This is a genomic window from Haloechinothrix aidingensis (assembly GCF_013450155.1).
GTDB lineage: Bacteria > Actinomycetota > Actinomycetes > Mycobacteriales > Pseudonocardiaceae > Haloechinothrix > Haloechinothrix aidingensis.
This window is the reverse complement of sequence record NZ_JACCKD010000007.1, coordinates 226,516-248,622: the sequence shown is the minus strand read 5'-3', so window position 1 is coordinate 248,622 and position 22,107 is coordinate 226,516. Positions and strand designations below refer to the sequence as shown.

Annotated in this window: 25 protein-coding genes; 16 read left to right on the top strand and 9 right to left on the bottom strand. The window is 68.4% G+C overall.

Annotated features, from left to right (window positions below; translation table 11 throughout):
• The first annotated feature begins 373 nt into the window (after positions 1-373).
• From H0B56_RS18795 to H0B56_RS18775, 5 genes are all read left to right on the top strand, one after another.
• Entirely contained in the window at positions 374-1,150 is a 777-nt protein-coding gene (locus tag H0B56_RS18795) for an ATP-binding cassette domain-containing protein (RefSeq protein ID WP_180894405.1), read from the top strand.
• 155 nt (positions 1,151-1,305) lie between these two features.
• Entirely contained in the window at positions 1,306-2,454 is a 1,149-nt protein-coding gene (locus H0B56_RS18790) for a hypothetical protein (protein ID WP_180894404.1), read from the top strand.
• Between the two features lie 95 nt (positions 2,455-2,549).
• Positions 2,550-3,077, top strand: coding sequence for a hypothetical protein (locus H0B56_RS18785; protein ID WP_180894403.1), 528 nt, complete (start codon positions 2,550-2,552; stop codon positions 3,075-3,077).
• 92 nt (positions 3,078-3,169) lie between these two features.
• Complete coding sequence (pyrE, locus tag H0B56_RS18780; RefSeq protein WP_180894402.1) at positions 3,170-3,745, top strand: orotate phosphoribosyltransferase; 576 nt, start codon at positions 3,170-3,172, stop codon at positions 3,743-3,745.
• 29 nt (positions 3,746-3,774) lie between these two features.
• Positions 3,775-4,437, top strand: coding sequence for a TrmH family RNA methyltransferase (locus H0B56_RS18775; RefSeq protein WP_343063953.1), 663 nt, complete (start codon positions 3,775-3,777; stop codon positions 4,435-4,437).
• Between the two features lie 9 nt (positions 4,438-4,446).
• Here H0B56_RS18775 and H0B56_RS18770 read toward each other — a convergent pair whose 3' ends face one another.
• Complete coding sequence (locus H0B56_RS18770; RefSeq protein WP_180894400.1) at positions 4,447-4,647, bottom strand: hypothetical protein; 201 nt, start codon at positions 4,645-4,647, stop codon at positions 4,447-4,449.
• Positions 4,648-4,770: 123 nt separating this feature from the next.
• Between H0B56_RS18770 and H0B56_RS18765 the strand changes: the two genes are divergently transcribed.
• From H0B56_RS18765 to H0B56_RS23320, 4 genes are all read left to right on the top strand, one after another.
• Positions 4,771-5,619, top strand: coding sequence for a helix-turn-helix domain-containing protein (locus tag H0B56_RS18765; RefSeq protein ID WP_180894399.1), 849 nt, complete (start codon positions 4,771-4,773; stop codon positions 5,617-5,619).
• A 15-nt stretch (positions 5,620-5,634) separates the two neighbouring features.
• Positions 5,635-5,877: a DUF397 domain-containing protein gene (locus tag H0B56_RS18760; RefSeq protein ID WP_180894398.1), complete on the top strand. Its 243-nt coding sequence runs from the start codon at positions 5,635-5,637 to the stop codon at positions 5,875-5,877.
• Positions 5,878-6,109: 232 nt separating this feature from the next.
• The gene (locus H0B56_RS23045; protein WP_343063952.1) at positions 6,110-6,316 is read left to right on the top strand and encodes a nucleotidyltransferase family protein; all 207 of its coding nucleotides are present in this window, start codon (positions 6,110-6,112) and stop codon (positions 6,314-6,316) included.
• Between the two features lie 94 nt (positions 6,317-6,410).
• Complete coding sequence (locus H0B56_RS23320) at positions 6,411-6,632, top strand: HepT-like ribonuclease domain-containing protein (RefSeq protein WP_180894462.1); 222 nt, start codon at positions 6,411-6,413, stop codon at positions 6,630-6,632.
• Here H0B56_RS23320 and H0B56_RS18745 read toward each other — a convergent pair whose 3' ends face one another.
• The 8 genes from H0B56_RS18745 to H0B56_RS18710 are packed head-to-tail and all read right to left on the bottom strand — an operon-like array spanning position 6,633 to position 14,439.
• Positions 6,633-7,574, bottom strand: a complete 942-nt coding sequence (locus H0B56_RS18745; protein ID WP_180894397.1) for an amidohydrolase family protein — start codon at positions 7,572-7,574, stop codon at positions 6,633-6,635.
• Positions 7,574-8,002: an SRPBCC domain-containing protein gene (locus tag H0B56_RS18740; protein WP_180894396.1), complete on the bottom strand. Its 429-nt coding sequence runs from the start codon at positions 8,000-8,002 to the stop codon at positions 7,574-7,576. Before H0B56_RS18740 ends, H0B56_RS18745 begins: the two co-directional genes overlap by 1 nt.
• On the bottom strand, positions 7,999-10,449 hold the full coding sequence (locus H0B56_RS18735) for a xanthine dehydrogenase family protein molybdopterin-binding subunit (protein WP_180894395.1): 2,451 nt from the start codon (positions 10,447-10,449) through the stop codon (positions 7,999-8,001). The genes H0B56_RS18740 and H0B56_RS18735 overlap by 4 nt, the downstream gene beginning before the upstream one ends.
• The gene (locus tag H0B56_RS18730; RefSeq protein ID WP_180894394.1) at positions 10,446-10,979 is read right to left on the bottom strand and encodes a (2Fe-2S)-binding protein; all 534 of its coding nucleotides are present in this window, start codon (positions 10,977-10,979) and stop codon (positions 10,446-10,448) included. Before H0B56_RS18730 ends, H0B56_RS18735 begins: the two co-directional genes overlap by 4 nt.
• Positions 10,976-11,860, bottom strand: a complete 885-nt coding sequence (locus tag H0B56_RS18725; protein WP_180894393.1) for an FAD binding domain-containing protein — start codon at positions 11,858-11,860, stop codon at positions 10,976-10,978. The genes H0B56_RS18730 and H0B56_RS18725 overlap by 4 nt, the downstream gene beginning before the upstream one ends.
• Positions 11,861-11,872: 12 nt before the next feature.
• Positions 11,873-12,394, bottom strand: a complete 522-nt coding sequence (locus H0B56_RS18720) for a flavin reductase family protein (protein WP_180894392.1) — start codon at positions 12,392-12,394, stop codon at positions 11,873-11,875.
• Between the two features lie 26 nt (positions 12,395-12,420).
• Complete coding sequence (locus tag H0B56_RS18715) at positions 12,421-13,644, bottom strand: styrene monooxygenase/indole monooxygenase family protein (protein ID WP_180894391.1); 1,224 nt, start codon at positions 13,642-13,644, stop codon at positions 12,421-12,423.
• Positions 13,645-13,647: 3 nt separating this feature from the next.
• On the bottom strand, positions 13,648-14,439 hold the full coding sequence (locus H0B56_RS18710; RefSeq protein WP_180894390.1) for an SDR family oxidoreductase: 792 nt from the start codon (positions 14,437-14,439) through the stop codon (positions 13,648-13,650).
• A 177-nt stretch (positions 14,440-14,616) separates the two neighbouring features.
• On the opposite strand from H0B56_RS18710, the gene H0B56_RS18705 reads away from it, so the two are divergent.
• From H0B56_RS18705 to H0B56_RS23040, 7 genes are all read left to right on the top strand, one after another.
• On the top strand, positions 14,617-15,627 hold the full coding sequence (locus H0B56_RS18705) for an AraC family transcriptional regulator (RefSeq protein ID WP_219632893.1): 1,011 nt from the start codon (positions 14,617-14,619) through the stop codon (positions 15,625-15,627).
• A gap of 190 nt (positions 15,628-15,817) precedes the next feature.
• On the top strand, positions 15,818-16,891 hold the full coding sequence (locus H0B56_RS18700) for an Ldh family oxidoreductase (RefSeq protein ID WP_219632892.1): 1,074 nt from the start codon (positions 15,818-15,820) through the stop codon (positions 16,889-16,891).
• Entirely contained in the window at positions 16,888-18,468 is a 1,581-nt protein-coding gene (locus H0B56_RS18695) for a phytoene desaturase family protein (protein ID WP_180894389.1), read from the top strand. The genes H0B56_RS18700 and H0B56_RS18695 overlap by 4 nt, the downstream gene beginning before the upstream one ends.
• A gap of 23 nt (positions 18,469-18,491) precedes the next feature.
• A complete protein-coding gene (locus H0B56_RS18690; protein WP_180894388.1) occupies positions 18,492-19,229 on the top strand; it encodes an SDR family NAD(P)-dependent oxidoreductase in 738 nt (245 codons plus the stop codon).
• On the top strand, positions 19,226-20,836 hold the full coding sequence (locus H0B56_RS18685) for an FAD-dependent monooxygenase (RefSeq protein WP_180894387.1): 1,611 nt from the start codon (positions 19,226-19,228) through the stop codon (positions 20,834-20,836). Before H0B56_RS18690 ends, H0B56_RS18685 begins: the two co-directional genes overlap by 4 nt.
• Positions 20,833-21,567 (top strand): cupin domain-containing protein, encoded by a 735-nt coding sequence (locus tag H0B56_RS18680; RefSeq protein WP_180894386.1) that lies wholly within the window; start codon positions 20,833-20,835, stop codon positions 21,565-21,567. Before H0B56_RS18685 ends, H0B56_RS18680 begins: the two co-directional genes overlap by 4 nt.
• The gene (locus H0B56_RS23040; protein ID WP_180894385.1) at positions 21,564-22,106 is read left to right on the top strand and encodes a cupin domain-containing protein; all 543 of its coding nucleotides are present in this window, start codon (positions 21,564-21,566) and stop codon (positions 22,104-22,106) included. Before H0B56_RS18680 ends, H0B56_RS23040 begins: the two co-directional genes overlap by 4 nt.
• The last annotated feature ends 1 nt before the right edge of the window (position 22,107 follow it).

Here is a 22,107-nt window from a genome sequence, read left to right as displayed (position 1 = left end):
TGTCCCAGAGTGGCTCGACGTTGTACGGCGATGGCACACGCGGTCCCACGTGTGCGAGGTCGGCCAGCGTCGCGGCGGCGATGTACAAGGATCTCAGCTGGTGGCCGGACTCGAGAATCGCCTCCGCCAGCGACACGATCACCAATGGCAGCCTTCGTGTCGTTGCTGCGTGCGATGGGAACAACGAGTATTACATGACAATGAACAGTGACGCGGGAGGCAGTGCCGAAGGAAGTCACCGTACGCTTTGCTAGCGGTGCGATTCGTTCCGGAGGTGGGTAGCGAACACGTGAACCGTTCGCTACCCACCTCCGGAAGTTGTGTGTAATCCGGATGTAGGAATTGTTTCTTTGGACGACGGGGAGATTCTCGGATGGATGTCGCGTTCACCGACGTGAGCTTCTCCTATGGAAGAAAACCCGCGCTGGCGAACGTGACATGGGAGTTCGGGGCAGGTGTAACCGGGTTGCTGGGACCGAACGGTGCCGGCAAGACGACCTTGCTGTCGTTACTCGTGACCTTGCTGCGCCCGCATTCAGGGCGAATCGCGGTGGGCGGGAACGGGCTGGAGCACTCGTCCGGCCGCCGTGCGGCGCGGCGGGAACTGGGTTTCCTGCCGCAGCGGTTCTCTCTCGCCCCGGAGATGCGCGTACACGATACCGTCGAGTACACCGCATGGGTGCACGGTCTGCCGGGTGCCGAGTGCTCCGCGGCGGCCGAGCGCGCGCTGCGGGAAGCGGGCATCGGTGAACTCGCTCGAGCGCGTGTGCGCACTCTCTCCGGTGGGCAACGGCAACGCCTGGGGCTGGCTGCCGCCCTCGCGCACAACCCTTCGGTGGTGATCCTCGACGAGCCGACTGTCGGGCTGGACCCGGGCCAGCGCTTGAGAATGCGGGAGCGCATCGCGGCGATCGGTGCTGACCGCACGGTCGTCATCTCCAGTCACCTGCTCGAAGACATCGAACATCTCTGTCATCGAGTGGGTGTCCTGGCTGAGGGACGGCTCATTTTCGCCGGGGATCTGCAGGAGCTGAACGACGCCATCGCTGACGCCGACACCGGTTCTCACGACGACTCCGTGACGTTGGGGTCCCGATTCGAACGTGCTTACGACGTGCTGATCGCGCGTCTCGAAGGCGGTGCGGGATAGTGCGCGACGGAGCGGCAACATGGGTCCCACTCGGCCGGGTCGTGCTCCTCGTGGCGTGCATGGCCATCGTAGCGACGGTCCTGCTACAGGCCTGGCCGCTGTTCGGCCAGGAGTACCAGACGTGGGCGCGAACCTCGACAGCGTTCCACGAGTACTTGCAACTCGCGGCTCCGGTCGCTGCGTCGGCGGCGACCTACGTTGCGGGTCGGGCGACCGCAGCGAGCCGCATCTTCAGCCAGCCGTGGCTGCCACGCAACGGCCGTGAGGTGATGCGCAGGCACCTCGCGGTCCTCATGGTGCTGCTGACAGGTGCGTACTGTGTTGGCCTGGCACCGCTGGTGATCAGCACGATCGCCGGAGCCGAGCACGGCGCTCCGTACTTGTTGAGTATGCTGACCGGAGTAGCCGGCATGCTTGCCGCGATCGCCGTTGGCTATACGGCTGGTGTCCTTTCCGGTACCGCCTGGCTGGCGCCGATCACCTTTGCGTGCGTGTTCGCCGGAATCGGGATTGCCGCACATGAAGTTAGGGGGCTGGAAGCGGCGATCCCGGTGTCCGGATCGACGGGGACTCTCGGCATGGTCGAGCCGTATTCGCTCCTGGTCTACCGCCTTGCCGCATGCGCGATCATCGTGGGCGCGGCTGCCTGGTTCTCGGCTCGCGCACTGCGCCGGAGTAGACGGTGGAAAGTCCCGTCGCCGACCAGTTCCGCGATCGCGGTGATTCTGATCGCGACGATATTGCTGCCGGTGAGCAATCCTCCGGCGCTCTTCGCGAAGGAAGGCGACCTTCCGGCCAGCTGCACGACTGCCTCGGGTGTCGAGTACTGCGTACACGCGGGTCAAGCCTCCCAGCTCGACTTGATGCGCGACACCACGCGGAAGCTGCTCGCGGTGAGCGGTGTACAACCACAGGAACTCCGGAGGGTGTGGTCCGTAGCGTTGGCGGATGACGCCGGAGCTGGGGACTCGGCCGATGGGAATGTCGATTCGTCGACCGTATGGATTGGACTGTATCCGGGGAACGACACCGCGACAGAGACGGCGTTCGCGGTGGCGCAACGGCTCAGCGGGCTCGAGGCGTGCGGCGCGGTTCCCAGCGGAACGGTAACCGACTTCCGCAATGGCGTGGGAGCGGCGCAGGCCTTCTATATCGCGATGCTCCGTTCCGCGGGCCATCCTGACCAGGGCTACGCTGTCGAGACACCCTTCGACCATCTCTCCTCGGACGAGCTGGCATCCTGGGGCGCCCGGCACGCCGAGGCCATTCGGAACTGTGCGTTGAACGAGACGGATATGCCATGAGCGCACCGCTGCGACGTGTCGCAGCATCCCGGCGGATCGGCCTGGTTGTCGTTGCCGGCGCGTTGATGAGTGTTGTTAGTACGCTGTCCGCCCGTATGGCGATCAGGATCGACCTGTCGGTCGAGCACACGCATCGGCTCCCGCTCGTCGAGATCATCGTGATCGTCACCGCGACACTTGCGGCGTCACTCCTGCGTTCCCGGTTCTGGACATGGGAGCGGCTGGGCGGGGTGCGTTGCCGCGTTGTGGCGGGCGTCTCGGCGATCGTCGGTCTCTGCGTTTCGATGCTTCCTGCTACCACCGCGACTACGCGGATTCCCGGGGATGTGCCGACGAACTGGGTTCTCGCGAACGCGCTGACCCTTGCCGCCACGGTATCGATCATCGCGGTCGTTATGAGCCCGCTACTCGGTGGCGGGTTGGTGCTGCTCGCCTACTTCGTCCACGGGATCGTCTACAACATGGAGCCCCTGGTTCGCGACTACTTGCCGCTCGTCGGCTATCCGGGCCCGGACGGGCACTGGGTACTCGCGGTAGCTCTCGCGACCGTCGCTGTCGCATGCCACGTCGCCACCTGGGGTTCGACGCGTTGGGCTCACCGGCGCGACCACAACGAAGGCTGACCCGGATGCGCCTATGGAACCGATGTGACATCGGTTCCATAGAAGGAGCCCGATGTCACGTTCGGCTCCACGACCTGGGACGCTAGGGGACCGTGGACCCCGTTACCGATGTTCCCGCCGTCGAGCACTCCGCGAGGACCGAGCTGGCCCGGCTGGTCACCGAGTTGGCCGTTGTGCACGGCACCGTGACGCTGTCCTCCGGCCAGCAGGCCGACTACTACGTGGACATGCGCAGGGCCACGCTGCATCACGCGGCCGCGCCGCTGATCGGCACGCTGCTGCGCCAGCTCACCGCTGACTGGTCCTACGTCGCCGTCGGTGGCCTGACCCTCGGTGCCGACCCGGTCGCCTGCGCGATGCTGCACTCCGCGGCCGCCGACGGGAAGGTGCTCGACGCGTTCGTGGTGCGCAAGTCCGAGAAGCAGCACGGGATGCAGCGGCGTATCGAGGGCATCGAGGTGTCCGGGCAGCGGGTGCTTGCCGTGGAGGACACCTCCACCACCGGCGGCAGCGTGCTCACCGCTGTGGACACGCTGACCGAGGCCGGAGCGACCGTGATCGGTGTCGCCACGGTGGTCGACCGCGACACCGGCGCCCGCGAAGCGGTCGAGGAGCGTGGGCTGACGTACCGCAGCCTCCTCGGGCGCGCCGACCTCGGGCTGGCCTGACCCGGCGCGAAGGCGTGGCAGGGATGGACGTGACAGCGGACGATCCGACCGGCGAGCCGGGACCGACCGAGTGGGCCACGCACGACGACGTGGGCGTTGGCCCGTGGGAGGGCCCGTGGCCGAGCGGGGAGCACTACGACCCCGAGCTACTCGAGCACGGCGACCGCCGCAACGTCGTCGACGCCTACCGGTACTGGCGGCGCGACGCGATCGTGGCGGACCTGGACCGCACGCGCCACCCGTTCCACGTGGCGATCGAGAACTTCCAGCACGACCACAACATCGGCACCGTGGTGCGCACCGCCAACTCGTTCGCCGCAGCCGCGGTGCACATCGTCGGCAAGCGGCGCTGGAACCGGCGCGCCGCCATGGTCACCGATCGCTACCAGCACCTCTACCACCATCCCGATGTCCCCACCCTGGTGGAGTTCGCGGCGCAGCGGGGCCTGACGATCGTGACCGTGGACAACACCCCCGGCGCGCACCGGCTGGAGAGCGTCACGCTGCCGCGCGAGTGCATGCTGCTTTTCGGGCAGGAAGGCCCCGGCCTGTCCGAGGAAGCGCGGCAGGCGGCGATGCCCGTGTCGATCGCCCAGTTCGGTTCCACCCGTTCGATCAACGCGGGGGTCGCGGCGGGCATCGTCATGCACGCCTGGATCCAGCAGCACGCCGACCCGAGCACCGCCTGGTAGCTCCCGCGCTCACCGCCGGCCATTGAGCGCCAGCTGGGCGTCCCTGGCGTCCTCGCAGCAGTTCACCATGTCGTAGAAGAACTCCGCGACCCGGTCGATCTTGTGCGGCCATTCGGTGATCGGTTCCTCGACCTGCTCCTCCGGCAGGTCGACGGACAGGGTGAGTGTCCACGCCGCGTAGGTACCGCTGATGGTGACGGTCTTCTGCATCGCTGGTCCCCTTCCAGATGTCTGTGCCTGCGGTTACGTTCGCCGTGCTCCGGTCGTGCAAGCAACTGTCCGATCGGGTGATGGGGCTTTCTTGCCGGGGTGGCAACCGCGGAGGGTGTGCGCATGACTGGAGGGGCACGTTCGTCGATCCGGCAGCGCAGGGTCTCGTCGGAGCTGCGCAGGCTACGCGAGGAACAGGGGATGACCTGCGAGGACGTCGCCACGGCTCTGGGCTGCTCGATCAGCAAGATCAGCCGTATGGAGACCGGGGTTCGCGGCCTCAACGTGGACGATGTCGCCGCGGTGCTGGGGGTGCTGCATGTTCCGGCCAGGCACCGCGAGGAGCTGCTCACCCTGGTGCGCAACGGCGCGCAGCGCAACCTGGTCCACATCGGTGGCAAACTGCCGGACCCGCTGAAGGACCTGATCCGCGCGGAGAACGAGGCGGTGGCGCTGTACAACTACGAGTCGCTGCTCGTACCGGGGCTGTTGCAGACCGGCGACTACGCCCGCACGGTGATCCGCACCGGGAACCCGCTGCTGTCCGAGGACGAGGTGGACGCGATGGTCACGGCCCGCATGTCCCGGCAGGCCGTGCTGTCCAGGTACCGGGGGCCGACGCTGTCGGTGATCGTGGACGAGATGGCGCTGCGCCGTCCGCTCGGCGGCGCGGGGGTGATGCACGGTCAGCTGCAGCACCTGCTCGGCATGATCCAGCGACCGAAGGTCGAACTGCGTGTCGTGCCGTTCACGACCGAGGAACACCCCGGCCTCGGTGGCCCGCTGATAATCCTGGAGTTCGACGACCAGCCGACGCTGGTGTCCTTCGACGCGCGTTCCATCAGCGGCCTGCTGGAGGAGGAGCCGGTCATCCAGCGCGCTAGGCTGACCTGGAGACGGCTGCGGGCCGTGGCACTGTCACCGGAGGAGTCGGCCCGGCTCGTTGCCGAGATCGCAGGCGAGTTGACCTAGTGCGAGGAGCCGACCATGAACGCCCCGGAGCTTTCCCACGCCACCTGGCGAAAGAGTAGCTACAGCGATGCAGATCACAACTGCGTCGAGGTCGCCTTCCCCTGGCACACCAGCAGTTACAGTGACGCCCACGGGAACTGCGTCGAGGTCGCGGTGACCGAGCGGGTCACGTCGGTGCGCGACTCCAAGGACCCGCACGGCGGCGTCCTCACGCTCACTCCCGCCGCCTGGCGCACCTTCTGCGCGGCCCAGCGGTAGGGGCACGTGGTTGCGAAGACCGTCGTCGAGTAGCGAATCATATGTCCCGCGCAACATCGATCGAGACTAGCCACGATGATGTCGAATTCGGTGATCGAATCGGGTCGGCGGCAGCCTTCGGTCGAGACTCTCGAACGATTGCTGCGGGCAGCTGGTTGCCGGCTGGAAACCAGGCTGGTGAACGTGATTCACCCATCGACGCTATTCGAACGCCACGGCCGGGAGGTGGCGCGTGCTCGCTCGCTATCCCATCGGGCGATCGTGGGTGTTCGGCTCGGTCGCGCGAGGTGATGACGGACCTGACTCGAACCTTGATCGGCTCGTTGAGCTAGCCCCCGACTCGTCTTTCGCCGACTCCGTGGGGCTGGAGGACGACGTCGCGACCTTGATCGGGGTGTGCTGTCGACGTGATCACCACCAAAGACCTGGCATCGAATGAGCTGTATCGAAGGCGGGTCGAGAGTCAGCGGCGGGAACTGACGATCGCGGCCTGATATGGAGGTCGGAACCGCAGAGTGCCGCTGTACGTAGCCATGACACTGGAGGAGACGTGTCAGCTGACCCGTCGTGGGCGGGAAGCGTATGACTCGGACATCGCGGTGGCACGGGGTGCCAGTACAACGTCGTCCGCCTGGTGCCTGATCACGGGCACGCGCAATCGCATCGCGCACAACTACCGGTCTGCTGACGACGACTTCGTGTCGGAAGCTGTTGAACGGTACGCTCCCGAGCTCAGGGACGCGCTACAGGCGTAGCTACCAACCCAGTGCGGCCGCGGCGTTGGCGGTGGCGACACGATTCACGAACGCCGGGCCGCGGTGTGCGACCTGGTAGCGTGGGTCATCGGTGCCCATAGTGAACGGCCAGTCGCTGCCCAGTACCACCCGGTCCGCGCCGAACACGGAGACCGCCTGGTCCACGAGGCCGGGATCGTGTGCAAGGCAGTCCACGAACACCCGGCGCAGAGCCCGGCGCGGCGATTCGGTGAGGACCTCGACGCCAGGACGTCCGGTCTCCGACCCGCGCTGCCAGCGTCCGGCGACGGCGGGTACGCACCCGCCGCAGTGGACGAGGAGTAAGCGGAGCCCAGGGTACCGCGCGAGAACGTCGCCGAACACGAGCTGGGCGGTGGCCACCGTGGTCTCCACCGGGTTGCCGAGCAGGTTGTGCAGGTAGAACTCCTCCAGCCGGTCATCGGGCGAGGCGCCGGGATGTAGCAGGAGTAGTCGCCGCTCGGCATCCAGTCCCTTCCACAGTGCATCGAAACGTGTGTCCGCCAGGGAAATAGACCGCCCACCTGCCGGGCCGCATACACCGGCGAACCGCTCGTCATCCCGGACCCGTTCGTACTCGTCTGCGGCAAGTTCCGGTTCCTCGAGTGGCAGGTACGCCAGCGGTCGCAGGCGGGTGCGTTCCTGGGTGACCCGGAGCAGGCCGTGGTTGACCGCGCGCACCCATTGTGCGGTGCACGGCAGGCCCTGGCGGAAGAATGGGGGCGGGATGGACACGACGGCCTCGTCCAGCCCGGCACGGTCGAGGTACGCCTCGGCCTGGTCCGCGTCGTAGAGGGCGGGCGGTCCCAACGGAGCGCCGTCGGCTGTCAGGCGCCCGTCGACCGCCCGGCCGATACCAGGGATACGGAGACCGTCGGCGTCGAGTGCAGGGGCGAGGTGGACGTGCAGGTCTACCGCCGCCATCATGCCACCGCCGCCGTGTCGCGCAGTATCTCGTCGATCGCGGCGTACACGAGATCGCGGACCACGCGTTGCCCGACCGTAGCGCCGGTTCCCCGGACGGAGACATCGGCGGCCCAGGACACGGTCGTTCCCGACGTACTCGGCTCGAAACCGAGGCGCAGCTGAACATCGACCGCAGTCTGACCACGGGTGGCGCGCACTGCCAGTTGCGCGCCGGTCGCGCTCGCCCGCTCGACGGAGACGGTTAGCGCGAAGGGCATGGGGACGAACGTGCCGCGCGGGGAGAAGGCGGCGCGGATGCCGCCGGAGGCGTCCCGCCGGACGCCGCGCAGCGTGGGCACCGCCGCGAGCGCCTCCGGCCCGCCGTGCAGCGCGAGCAGGGCCGCCGCGTCTGCCGGGGTGTCGAACCGGCCGGTCAGCGTGATCATCGGATCACTCTCACTCTCTCGGCGTCGAGGCCGCGCAGGAGGCGCAACACGCGCTCAGGGGGGTTACACGAATCGAGCACCATCGCGCGGTCGCCGACGGCGTCCTGGAACGCGGCGCTGAGCGCGTGCAGCGGAGCGCCGCCGCCCTCGCCCATCCCTTTCGCGCCGACCGGGGCGAAAGGCGAGGGGCTGACGACGTTGTCGTAGCGGAAGCTCGGTAGGTCGTACGCGGTGGCCGCGTGGTAGTCGTAGAAGTTGCCTGCAACCAGCTGCCCCTCCGCGTCGTATGAGAGGTGTTCGTATAGCGCGGCCGAGATGCCGTGCACCGTCGCGCCGTGCACCTGGCCCTCGATCACCATCGGGTTGATCGGGGTGCCGCAATCGTCGACCATCGCGTACCGCAGCAGCCTCGTGTGCCCGGTCTCCTCGTCGATCTCCACCACGCAGGCGTGGACCTGAGTGGCGTAGGTGAGCGTGAGGTTGCCGTACTTGCGCTCGGTATCGGGAATCTCGAAGGGTGCTCGGTACACCGCCCGTCCCACGAGGCCGACCTCGTCGGCGACCTCCGGCGGAAGGTCGGCGGGAGAGAAGTGCACGATGCCTGCGACCGCGGAGAACGGCAGCGCCCGGTCGGGGTCGTCGGCGACCACGGCGTGCCCGTCGACCAGCGTGATGTCGTCCGGCGTGCAGCCGAGGGCGCTCGCCGCCACCAGGTTGATCTCGTGCGCGAGTTTCTTCGTGGCATTGAGGATCGCGCCGATTCCGGTGACCGCGAACTGGGACGCGTACGACCCGGACATCCCGGTCTGCGCGGACAGAGCCGAGTCACTTCCCCGCTGTACCTGGACCTCGTCATAGGCGACGCCCAACATGTCTGCGACCACCTGGGCGATGGTGGTCTCGTGTCCCTGGCCGAACGCGACCCCGCCGGTCGTGGCGTACACGGTGCCGTCGGCGCCGAGCCGGACCAACCCGCCCTCTGTGTTGCCGCTGAACGGAAGCTCACCGTTGATCAGCCGAGCCTGACCGAGGTTGTTCGTGCCGGAATCCAGAGTGGACCCGATTCCGATGCCGATTCGCTTCCCGCTTCCTGATAGCCTCTCCTGGAGTTCGCGGGCACCGCGGTAGTCGATCAGGTCCAGCGCCTTGCGCAGGGACAGCGGCAGGTCCCCCGAGTCGTACACGCAACCGTTGACCGTGGTGTACGGGTACTGCTCGGGTTGCACGTAGTTGCGGGTGCGGAACTCGACAGGGTCGAAGCCGAGCTTGTGCGCGGCGATATCCATCATCCGCTCGACCAGCCACAGGTGCTGCATTCGCGAGTAGCCACGGTTCGGGTGCACGGGTCCCTTGTTCGTGTACACCGAGCGGTAGTGCACCTTGAGGTGTTTGAGCTGGTAGCATGCGTTGGCTACCTGGGTCCAGATCACCCCGCCGAGCGGCTCGTACCGGGTGTACGCTCCGACATCGTCGAGCGCGTCATAGGTCAAGCCCAGCACTGTCCCGTCGCGCTGCACGGCCATCCGGACGTCACGGAACCATCGTTCGTTGCCGTGTCCGCCTGCTTGATGGTGCTCGGTGCGGGTCTCCGTCCAGCGCATCGGACGTCCGAGCTTGCGTGACAGCAGCGCGGCGGCGGTGGCGGGGATGTGCATGTTCAGCTTGAGCCCGAACGAGCCGCCGATGTCCTTGCTGAGCACCCGGAGCTTGCTGAACGGATGGCGCAGTGCCACGGACAGGTTCAGGGTGGCCAGCTGCGGGGTGGCGAAACCGCCCGTGAAGGTGAAGGTGTCCACACCGGCGTCGTACTCCACGGTGATCGCTCCGCACTCGAGTGGGGTGGAGGAGAACCGGTGGAAGTGCAGCTCGTCGACTTCGATGACGTGGTCGGCGTTGTCCATGGCGAAGTCGATGTCGCCCCAGTCGTACAGTGAGTCGAAGGCGACGTTGGTGCCGACCGGTTCGTGGACGAGCGGGGCGTCGGGCTGGACGGCCTCGCGCGCGTCGACCACGTGTGGCAGCGGCTCGTACTCCACGACGACGGCTTCGGCGGCGTCGCGGGCGGCCTCGCGGGTTTCGGCGGCCACGGCCACCACCGGTTCGCCTGCGAAACGGGCGATTCCGCCGGACGCGAGGCACCGGTCCACCTCAGCGTCCCCCGGAGGCCCCTGAAGCTCCAGGTACGGGTCCGTCAACGTCTCGACCTCGTCGGGCACGAGGCAGCCGAGGTAGCCGGGAGCCTGCTCGGCGCCGGACACGTCGATGGCGGCGATCCTGGCGTGCGCGTAGGGCGAGCGGACGAATGCGACGTACGCCAGGTGCGCTACGGGGGTGTCGTCACCGAACTCGCCCTGTGCCTTGAGGAGGCGGGCGTCCTCCTTGCGCGGCATCGCCTGTCCGGTGAACCGTCGGGTCACGGTCCCGGGTGCGATGTGCTCAGTGGTCATCGGCTCTCGACCTCCTGTGCCGCGCAGCCGTGTGGCGCGGGAACCTCTTGACCCGCCGCGGCGCGTACGGCCTTGACGATGTTGTGGTAGCCGGTGCAGCGGCAGATGTTGCCCTTCATTCCGCGGCGCACCGATTCCTCAGTGATCTCTTCCCCAGAGGACAGCAGGTCGGTCGCGGTCATGAGCATTCCGGAGGTGCAGTAGCCGCACTGCAGGGCGTGGTAGTCGGCGAAACACCGCTGGAGCCGGTTGAGCGAGCCGTCCTCTCCTTCCAGCGCGGCGGCCGTTTCCACCTCGTCACCGTCCGCCTGCGCGGCCAGCACCATGCACGACTTCACCAGCGTGTCGTCCCAGCGCACAGTGCACGCGCCGCAGTTCCCGGTGTCACAGCCGATCTTCGGGCCGCGCTTGTCGAGCGCGTCGCGCAGCCAGTGCACCAGCAGCGTGCGGTCGGACACGTGGCCGGTTTCGGATCTACCGTCCACGGTGACGGTGATCTCCCTGGTCTCGGCGGTGTGGTCGATCGTCATCGGATGCTCCCTTCGACAGCGGCGCGGAGCGCGCGCCGCAGCTGGACTTCAGCCATTTCCAGGCGGTAGGCCGTCGAGCAATGCACGTCTTCCGTGGGCCGCACGTCGACCTCCCGCAGAGCCGTCGCGGCGTCGGCGAGGCCGGGCGACACCCGCGCGCTGGAAAGCGATCGTTCGACCGAGTGCAGGCGAAGGGGTGAGCCGTACACGGCGCCGAGGACGGCGCGGGCGTCGGTGACGAACCCCTCGCCAGTGCCACCGGTGCCATCTCTGTCGAGTCGTACGACCGCGCGAGCGATCGCCCACGAGTCGGCACCGACCTGCAGGTGCTCGTGTGCCACTACGGATCCCGGAGGCATGGCGGGGACCTCGACCGCGACGAGCAGCTCACCGCGGCGGAGACCGGTGGCGAGCGTGCCGACGAAGAACTCATCCGCCCGCAGCACGCGCTCGCCGTCCGTCCCGAGCACCCGGAACCGGGCGTCCAGCGCGGCGAGCAACGGCGGGAAGTTGTTCGCCGGGTCGTTGAGACAGCAGTTGCCGCCGATCGTGCCGCGGTTGCGGACCTGCCGGTCGACAAGGCTCGCCGCCATGTCCGCCACGGCGGGATGCGTCCGCCGGGTTTCGGATGAGCCGGCGAGGGCGCTGTAGGTCACCGCGGCCCCGATGATCAGGGTGCCGTCCTCGCGATGCCGGATATCGCGCAGCGCCGAGATCCGGTGCACGTCGACCAGCGCGGCCGGACGGGCCAGGTCGAGCTTGAGCATGTTCAGCAATGTCTGGCCGCCGGCAAGCACCACGCTGCCGTCCATCTCGGACAGCAGCGCCGCGGCGTCGCCGGGAGTTTCCGGCCGGAGGTACCTCAGCGGTGGTAGCAGCATGGCGGGCCGTCCTCAGAACTCGGGGTGCGGTGCGGCCACGTGGTACGCGCCGCCGTGGAACACCAGTGGGTCGCCGTCGGCCGTGTCGAAGCGCTCGACCTCGGCGATACAGATCACGTGGTCACCGGCGTCCACCCAGCGCACCGGGCGGCACTGGAAGCGGGCGAGCGCGCCCTCGATCAGCGGTGCCGCACCGAGTCCCTCGGTGGTCGCCACGCCATCGAACTTGTCCGGCGCCGGAGTGGCGAACTGTGTGGACAGCCGGTGCTGCTCGGCGGCGAGCACGTTGACCGCGAAGTGCGTGGCCTGCGCGAGGTCCGGCAGGCTCGGCGCGCGCTTGGCAGGGCACCACGCCACCAGAGGCGGCTCCAACGACACCGAGGTGAACGAGTTCGCGGTGACACCGATCCGGTGGCCGCCCGCGGTGCTGGCGGTGATCACGGTGACGCCGGTGGTGTACCGGCCGAGAGCGGTGCGCAGTTCGCGCGGATCGAAGTCGCGGGTAACGGCGTGCTCGGTCAGGGTGCTGGTCATCGTTCCTCCGCGAAGGGGTCAGGGGTTCAGGCGGCGATCGACGCGAGGTAGCTCTGGGCGCTCGCGGGATCCATGAACCAGTGGAAGAAGTCACGGGGGTCGTCGAATCCGTTGGCGAACCGGCGCGCGATCCTCGGATGGTCGTTCGCGGCGCCGAGCAGGTCGAGCGCGTGCGATGGCGGTGGCGCGAGCAGCGCGTTCGTCCACCCGGCTACGTACTGCGCGTAGTCCCAGTACCTCTCGAAGGTTTCCCGCATGAAGGCGCGGTCGAACGGCCGGTCGCCGTGTTCGAGAATGCTGGACAGATACGATGCCGCGCACTTGCTGGCGTTGTTGGAGCCCTGGCCGGTGATCGGGTCGTTGAGCACGACCACGTCGGCGAGGCCGAGCACGTACGAGCCAGACGGCAGCACGCCGACGGGCTTGCGCACGGTCGGCGGGAACCGGCCCGCGAGGACGCCGTTGTCGTCGGTGAGCCGCAGGTCGCCGCAGCGTTCGGCCTCCCACGGCAGGAACTCCTCGAGGATCCGCACCGATGTCTCGAGGTGCTGCTGGGGCGAGCGGACATCGCTCCAGCAGTCCATCGGCCCGCCGGGAACCCCCTCGAACACCATGATCTCGCAGGGACCTGTGGTCGTGAGGGCCGGGAAGACGAAGTACTCGCCCACGCCGGGGATCAGGTTGAACGACACCGCCGAGAACTCCTCGCGCGGCCGCATACCGGCCACGTACGTCAGGGCGAGCGCGCGCTGCGGCTCGTCGTAGGTGGAGCGTTCGGCGTCGCGTTCGAACAGCTTCGACACGTCCCCCTTGCCCGCCGCGACGAGCACCAGGTCGGAGGAGCGCGCGTAGGACTCGAGGTCGTCGATCCCGGCCTCCATGATGTCGAGCTTGCCGCCGCGCAGCTCGAACTCGTTCATCCAGGCGGGAATCTTCACTCGCTGGTCGACCGACTGTGCCGGTACGTCCAGCCGGGACGCCCACGAGATGGCCCTGCCTCCCTCGCCGTCCGGCACGGTGAATCCAATACCCTCCACCGGCGGGCACCGCTCGTCCCACAGGTTCAGGCCGAGCATGCGCTCCCTGGCGAGCGAACTACCGAACATGCACTGGCTGGACATGACTTTCCCGGCGCGGATATCGTCCGGCGTCCGGTTGGAGACGACGGTGACGTCGTAACCGTGGTCGAGCAGGCCGATGCCGAGCTGAAGGCCGGCTTGGCCTGCACCGACGATGGTGATGGTGCGCATGGGTTACCTCCGGGGGTCGGAGAGCTGGGAGATGGCCGGGACGGCCTGTTCGGGACCCATCGCCGAGTAGCCACCGTCGGCGGCCCAATCGGCTCCGGTGACGAAGGACGCCGCTTCCGAGCAGAGAAACGCCACGACCGTGGCGACTTCCTCGGGATCGCCTGCGCGGCCGAGGACGTGGAACGGCGCGGCGACGCGGTCGGTACGAGCGCGGTCCGAGCCGGTGAGCTCGTCCATCACCTTCGACCACGTCCATCCCGGACTCACCGAGTTCACGCGGATGCCGTCGGCCGCGAAGTCGAGTGCCATGTTTCGGGTCAGCTGCACGAGCGCCGCCTTGCTGACCGGATATATCCAGCGCTCGCTCTGCGCGACTTTCGCCGAGATCGACGTGAAGTTCACGATGGCGCCGCCCCTGTCCTTCATGTGCGGGCGCGCCGCCTGCGCGAACATCGCCGCGCTGACGAGGTTGACGTCCAGCGCATGTGCCCACTGTGCGCGGCTGGAATCCGCTCCATCGTCCACATAGGAGCAGGCCAGGTTGACCAGGATATCGATGCCGCCGAAACGGTCGACGGTCTCCGCCACGCAACCGGCGATCTCGGCGTCGTCGGTGATATCTGTATGCCGTGCCAGCACGCCGGTGCCGAGCTGGTGGGCCAGGGCCTTAGCGCCCGCGTCGTCGATGTCGGCGATCATCACGTTGGCTCCGTCACCGTGCAACGCCCGCACCACTGCCTGCCCGATGATCGTTGCGCCGCCGGTCACGACGGCGGTCTTGCCTGCCAGTCGCATCGCACCTCCTGCTATTGGGTTGGTGCGGGACGCTACGGCTGTGACCCAACCCTCACTATCCACCTGGCGAGGCGACTGTGCGTTTCGCGCGGGACAGGCGGATCGGGTGTCGCGGTCGCCCCTGATTCAGGGCATAGTGATGCGTGTCACGGCTAGCAGCGGGCGGAGGTGATCGCCATGGCCGGAAGTCCCGATATGGAAGAGTCGGAGTTCGTCGACCTGCCGCTGTCGCACGGGGAGCATATCCATACCCACGACGTCGAGGAGGCACGTGACCTGGTGGCCAGGGCGTTCTGCGCGCACCAGCTGTTGCCGCTCGAGGGGCAGGGCACACTCGACGCGCGATTCCACTCGGTGCGCCTTGGCCACGTGGGTCTGCACTACCTGGACTACGGCGCGGAGGTCCGTATCGCGCCCGGTCAGTTGCAGGACTTCTTCCTGGTCCAGATGCCGCTGGCCGGGCGTGCGGAAATCCGGTGCGGCAACGAGACACTGCTCTCCGACCCGCATGTGGCGTCCGTGCCTGCGCCTGACCAGGACCTCGTCATGCGGTGGGGTGAGGGGAACAGGCAACTGATCCTGTGGATCGACCGCGCCGGCCTCGAGGATCACCTGAGCAGGATGCTCGGGAAGCGACTGACCCGGCCACTGCGGTTCGACCTGGGCATGGACATGAACCAGCAAGCGATCCGTTCCTGGCGCAACGTCGTAGACCTGCTGCGTCGCGAAGTCGACACGGGTGGCACACTCCCCGCCGAGCCGCTGGCGATGACGGAGCTGCAGCGGCTGCTGTTCAGTCAGCTGCTGCTGGCGCAGCCGAACAACTACAGCGCCGCGCTGCACAGCGAGCCGCTGGCGAGTGCCCCGAAGGTGATCAAGCAGGCCGTCGAGCTGATCGACGCGCACGCTGCCGAGCCGCTCACGGTGGAGGACGTCGCCGAGGCGGTCGGCATCGGCGTCCGTGCGTTGCAGGAGGGGTTCCGGCGGTATCTCGACACCACGCCGATGAACTACCTGCGCGACGTGCGCCTGCGCCGGGTGCGGGCCGAGCTCGAAGTCGCCGACCCGGCCACCACCAACGTCACCGACATCGCCATGCGATGGGGGTTCCTGCACGCCGGACGCTTCGCCGTGCAGTACCGGGAGCGTTTCGGCACGTCACCCTCGGAGACCCTGCGCGGTCGCTGATGGCTCGTGATCCGCGGTGCGGGCGAACCCGGCGCGCGCTGGATTCGCCGCGTCGGCGGGCCACGTGCCTCGTGCTGCGCTCATCATCGCGCGTTTCCGGACAACCGGCGCGCTGAGCGGATAGCCGGGTGTTCGACCAGTTCCTACCGTGACCTGACACACAGCAGCCGATCGAGGAACGAGGTGCCCGGTGGATCCGCAGGACACGGTTCCGGTAGACGCACTGACCGATATGGTCAGCCGAATCTTCACAGCCGCCGGACTGTCCGCAAAGGCGTCCCGGAGCGTGGCGGAGTCCCTGGTGGAGGCCGACTGCCGGGGCATCCCGTCGCACGGCGCAATGCTGGTGCCGATGTACGTGGACCGCCTCCGGTCGGGCTCGGTCAGCACACACGAGGAAGCCGAGGTCGTTGCCGACCACGGCGCGGTCGCAGCGCTCGACGGCCACCACGCGCTCGGCCAGCTCACCGGCGATCAGGCCATGCGGCTCGCCGTGGCCAAGGCGCGGCGGTTCGGCGTCGGGGCTGTGACTGTCCGCCACGCGTTCCACTTCGGCGGTGCGTTCCGTTACGTCCTGGCCGCCGCAGAGCAGGGCTGTGTCGGTATCGCGGCCGCGAACACACGACCGCTCATGCCAGCGCCAGGTGGTGCCGCGCCGGTCGTCGGCAACAACCCGCTCGCGATCGGGGCCCCGGTCGCTGGCCGGACACCGGTCGTGCTCGACATGGCGTTGTCCGAGGCGGCGCTCGGCAAGATCCGGATGGCCGCCGCGGACGGCCGGACCGTACCCGCCACATGGAGCACCGACGCCGAGGGTGTGCCCACTACCGACCCAGTTTCGGCGCTGGCAGGCATGCTGCTCCCCGCGGGCGGCCCCAAGGGCTACGGCCTCGCCGTGATGGTCGACGTGCTCACCGGGGTGCTGTCCGGCGGCGCGTTCGGCGCCGGGGTATCCGGGCTCTACGCGGACACCACCGCGCCCAATGACTGCGCGCACTTCTTCCTGGCGATAGAGCCGGCCGCGTTCGGACCGGACGAGGAGTTCGCAGAGCGGATGGGCGCCTTCGCCGAGGCGATCGCAGCGTCCCCGGTCGCGCCGGGGACCGAGCGGGTGTGCCTGCCGGGCGAGCTGGAGGCATCCCGCCACGCAGAGACGCTTCGCGAGGGCGTTCACCTGGAGCCTGCAGTACGGGACGCGCTCGTCGGGACGGCGCGCGCGCTCGGCATCGACACCGAACCGGCCCTCGAGGGAGGAGTGCGATGAGCGACGAGGTGGACGCTGTCATCATCGGTTCCGGCATCAATGGCCTTGTGGCTGCCGCAGAACTCGGCAAGGCGGGCTGGTCCGTGGCCCTTGTCGAGCGCAACGACACCCTCGGCGGGTTCATCGCTACCGAGGAGCGAACGCTTCCTGGATACCGCCACGACACCTACTCCTCGTGGCATCCCCTGTTCGTATCCGGACCGGCGTACGCCGCGCTCGGTGACGATCTGCACCGCTTCGGGCTGGAGTATCGCAACACCGATGACTGCGTAACCGCGAGCGTCGCCGGCGACGGGCATGTCACGCTCGCCCACCGCGACCCCGAACGCACCGCGGCGCTGTTCGCGCACGATCGCGATCGCGAGACCTACCTGGCGGCGCTGGGCGCGTTCGCCAGGATCGCCGAGCCGTTCGGCGCGCTCCTCGGCAGTGAGCTGTGGTCGCCACGGCTCGTGCGGCGGGCGCTGCGGCTCGCACGTGCCGCCGGTCGTCCGGGACTGGCACGGCTGTCGCGGGACGCTGTCACCAGCGGTCGCGCCTATTGCCGGCGCGACTTCGTCGGTGACGAGGTCGACCACCTGTGGACGCCCTGGCTGCTGCACGCAGGCCTCTCACCGGACCACGCCTCCGGCGGGATGATGATCCCGGTCCTCGCCGCCACGATGCACGGTTTCGGCCTGCCCGTCGTCGCGGGCGGGTCGGCCCGGCTGGTCGACGCGTTCGGCAAGATGTTCGCCGAGCTCGGAGTCGATGTGCGGACCGGTGCCGAAGTCGAGCGCGTGCTCGTCTACCGGGAACGCGCCACGGGCGTGGTCGCCGGGGGGCGCACCATCCGCGCCCGCCGCGCAGTGCTGGCCTCGTGCACACCGACCGCATTGGTGCGTGACCTGCTGCCGACCGGGTCCGTGCCGGCCCGCTTCGAAGACGAGGCCGCCAGGTATCGCTATGGACGCGGGGCAGCGCAGATCCACGTCGCGCTGTCCGAACCACCGGCGTGGCGCGAACCGGACCTCGGGCGTGTGCCGCTCATCCACCTGTCCGACGGGGCGGCGAGCACCGGTATCGCATGCGCGCAGGCCGAGGCGGGCATGCTTCCGGCGACACCCACCGTGGTGGTCGGTCAGCAGCATGTGCTCGACTCGACGCGCGTGCCCGAGGGCGCCGCGGCGCTGTGGCTCCAGTTGCAGGAGGTGCCGTTCGCCCCGACCGGCGACGCCGCGGGCGAGCTCGACACCGGCGACGGGTGGACGCGCGAACTGGCCGGAAGCTACGCGCGCCGCGTCCTCGACAGGGTCGCCTCGCACGCTCCCGGGCTGGGCGACCGGGTGCGTGCGATCGATGTCATCACGCCAGTAGACCTGGCCGCGCACAACGTCAACGCGGTACACGGTGACCCCTACGGCGGCTCCGCTGAACTCGACCAGAACTTCTTCTGGCGCCCCACCCCCGCCTGCGGCAGCCATGCCACCCCGGTGCGCGGGCTGTGGCACATCGGCTCCTCCACCCACCCCGGGCCCGGCCTCGCCGGGGCGTCCGGGCATCTGGTGGCCCAGCGACTCATCACCCGCCGCCGCTGACCCCGACCAGCAGGAGAGACACCATGAAATCCAGCTTCGACGCCCGCGACGACGTGCTCCTCGTGACCGGAGGGGCGAGCGGGATCGGTGGCGCGACCGCTCGCGCCTTCGCCGAACGCGGTGGCAATGCTGTCGTATTCGACATCGCCCCCAGCGAGGACCTCGCCGGGCTCGATCGGGTCGAGCAAGTTCAAGTCGATGTATCCGACCGGGACGCGGTCGTCGAGGCGGTCGAAGCGGTGGTCGCCCGGCATGGCCGCATCGACGCGCTCGTGGCCGGTGCCGCCGTGCAGCCGCGTTGCGACGTGGCCGGCATGGATCCCCGCGCGTGGCGGCGGACCCTCGCGGTGAATCTGGACGGTGTCGTCTGGTGCAGCCAGGCGGTGCTGCCGGGCATGATCGCCCGCAGGTCCGGCAGCATCGTGGTGTTCTCGTCCGGTTTGGCGCACTCCGGACGCGCCCAGGCGTCGGCGTACGCGGCGAGCAAGGGCGCGCTGATCTCCTACGCCAAGTCACTGGCGGCCGAGGTTGCCGACTACCGGGTGCGGGTCAACACGATCTTTCCCGGTGTGGTCGACACTGCACAGTTCCGTGCGGCGAACCCGGCGGGAGGTGAACGTGAGTACTGGTCGGCCACGACCGGCATCGGTGAACCGGACGACGTGGTCGGCTGCCTGCTGTTCCTGCTGTCCGACGCAGCGACGATGACCGGGTCGACGCTGACCCGCGAGCGCGCCTTCGCGGAGGAGACGGTCGCATGACGGCGCCGGACGCGCTGCCCGTCGCCGTGGTCGGTGGCGGCCCAATCGGGCTGATCACTGCGCTCGGCCTCGTGCACCACGGGATCTCGGTCGTGGTGTTCGAGGAGGACCAGACGCTTTCCATGGACACCAAGGCAGGCACGGTACTGACCCGCACGCTCGAGGTGCTGCACCGTTACTGCGCCGTGGACGCGGTGCTGCGCGCCTCGCTGCGCATCGACGAGATCGGTGACCTGGACCGGGCGACCGGAACTTCCCGCGACAGCGTGCTCACCGGCACGCTGGCAGGCGACACTCGGTACCCGTTCGTCGTCAACATCCCGCAGCACCACCTCGAGCCGGTGCTGCGCGCCAGGCTGGAGCGCCTGGCGCCCGGTGTCCTGCACATGAGCCACAGGATGGTCGGGTTTACCCAGCACGACGAGCACGTCGAGCTCGTACTGGACACCCCAGAGGGCGAGCACCGCGTAGCAGCGCGCTACCTGCTGGCCTGCGACGGCGGCCGGTCGCAGACTCGCGAGCAGCTGGGCATCACGGTCGACGGCCACACCCTCGCTCAGCGGTACATGCTCGTTGACCTCGAGGTGGACCTCGATGTGGCCAACCCGCGTGACTACCCCTACCTCGCCTACTTCGGCGACCCGTTCGAGTGGATGATCCTGGTGCGCCAGCCGCACTGCTGGCGCTTCCTCTACCCGCTCGAACCGGGGCGGCCGGAACCGGACAGGGACGAACTCGTCGCCAAGGCTAAGCGCTTCATCGGTGACGTCGACGGTCTGCATGTGCTCGGTACCAACATCTACCCGGTGCACCATCGGGTCGCTGACCGTTGGCGGGACGGCCGGGTATTCCTCATGGGGGACGCGGCGCACCTGATCACCCCGATGTGGGCGCTTGGCCTGAACACCGGCGTGCTCGACACATCCAACCTGCCCTGGCGCCTGGCGTGGGTGCTGCGGGGCTGGGCGGATGAGTCACTACTGGACGGGTACGAGCGCGAGCAGGCCCCCGTGGCGATCCGCGGCTCCGGCGAGATGGCCGAGGCCGCCCGCGCCTACATGGACCGTCGCGATGGCGGCGTCGCTGCCATGGCCGGTGGCGGCTGGGGTGTGGCGGTTACGCGTTCCCTGCTCGGCGTGCGGCTGGATGTCGACGGCACCGGTGACTGGTCAATGATCGCGACCGGTGACGCGCCGCGCCCGGCCCACGCCGGGGACCGGATCCCGGATGTGCGGTTGTTCGGCCAGCACGGCGAGAGCAATGTCCACGATCTGTGCGCCGACTCGTTCGTCGCACTGTACTTCACTGACGCGCGCCGCCGCCCGAGGCTGCCCGTCGACGACGAACCGGGCCTCCGGCGTTACCTGGTCAGTCGCTGGGACACCCCGCTCGATTCCGGTCTGCGGGACCGGGCCCTGTTCGACCCGGGGGAGCACGCTACCAGCCGGATCGGCGTGCCTGTGGACACCGCGATCCTCGTCCGTCCGGATGGGCATATCGCGGCGGTCGTGCCGTTCGACCCGGCAGCGCCGGAGAACGATCCCGTCGCCGAAGCCTACGCACGGATCATCGGCCGGGTTCCGGCCAGACAAGGAGCACTGATATGACAGCGGGAGCCACCGTGTACAGCCCGGACGGGACACCTGTCGTACTGGCCGAGATCGGTCAGACGATGCTTCTCGAGAATCGCCGAGTGCGCATCTGGGAGGTCGCTCTCGACCCCGGCGGTTCGCAGCCGTGGCACCTTCACCACAACCCCTACCTCGTGGTGAACATCGAGGCTTCACCCGGACGGATGGACTGGTTCGATGGCGCACCGCCCCGGTACATCAGTGAGCACGTCGGTGGCGTGATCTTTCGGCCCACCTCGCCGGTGCACATGCTCACGAACATCGGCCCAACCCCGTACCGCAACCGGCTTATCGAGCTACGCGACATCGGCGAAGACGTACTCGGCGACGTCGAACCCGCGCTCGTGCCCGAGCCGGCGCCACCGGCGCCAGAGCTGGTTCACACCCCACAGGGCGAGGAGACCAAGACCGGACCGGTCGGTCACCACATCGTGTTCGAGACCGACCTGGTGCGGGCGTGGGAGATCGTGCTCGACCCTGGCGCGACGCTGACCTGGCATCGCCACCGGAACCCGCACGTCGTGGTCACCCTGGACGGTTCCGATACCCGCACCGACACTCTCGCCGGTTCCGGGACGGTCGAGACAGAGGCGTCCGGATCGGTGCGCTACCGGGTGCCTGGCGATGTCCAGACCCTCGTCAACGCGGGCCCGACCCGCTACCGCAGCCGCCTGATCGAACTCAAGTACCTGGGAGAGAACAGATGATCGACACGAACTCCGGACGGCTCGTGCCGCCGCCACCGCGCCCGGAAGGCGTCACCGTGGAGGAATGGCTCAACAACATCTCCGAGCCCGCGCGTTACTCCGGCGAGGCGCCCGACCGCTCGCGTGAACAAGTCGAGACTGGTCCGGACGGAGGGGCGCTCGGCAGGTTCCGAGAGATCCTGCTGCGGACCGATGACCTCGGGTGGGTAGAGAAGACCCTGGCCGGCCTGTCACACAAACCGCTATGGCGCGACGACGAGACGGGGGCGTCGATCTCCCTGGTCCGCTTCGAGAAGGGATCCGGCATCCCGTCCCGCCACTCGCACGCCTCGAACCAGTTCATGTTCTGCATGAAAGGCCGTTACACCTACGTCCCCACCGGCCTCACGCTCACCGAAGGCAGCTTCTACTGGAACCCCAAGGGCAGCATGCACGGACCGACTCTCGCCGAGGAGGAGTCGATCCTGCTCGAGGTCTACGACGGCCCGCACTACCCGACCCAGCCCGACTGGTACTCCAGTCCTGAAGACGCCCGATAGG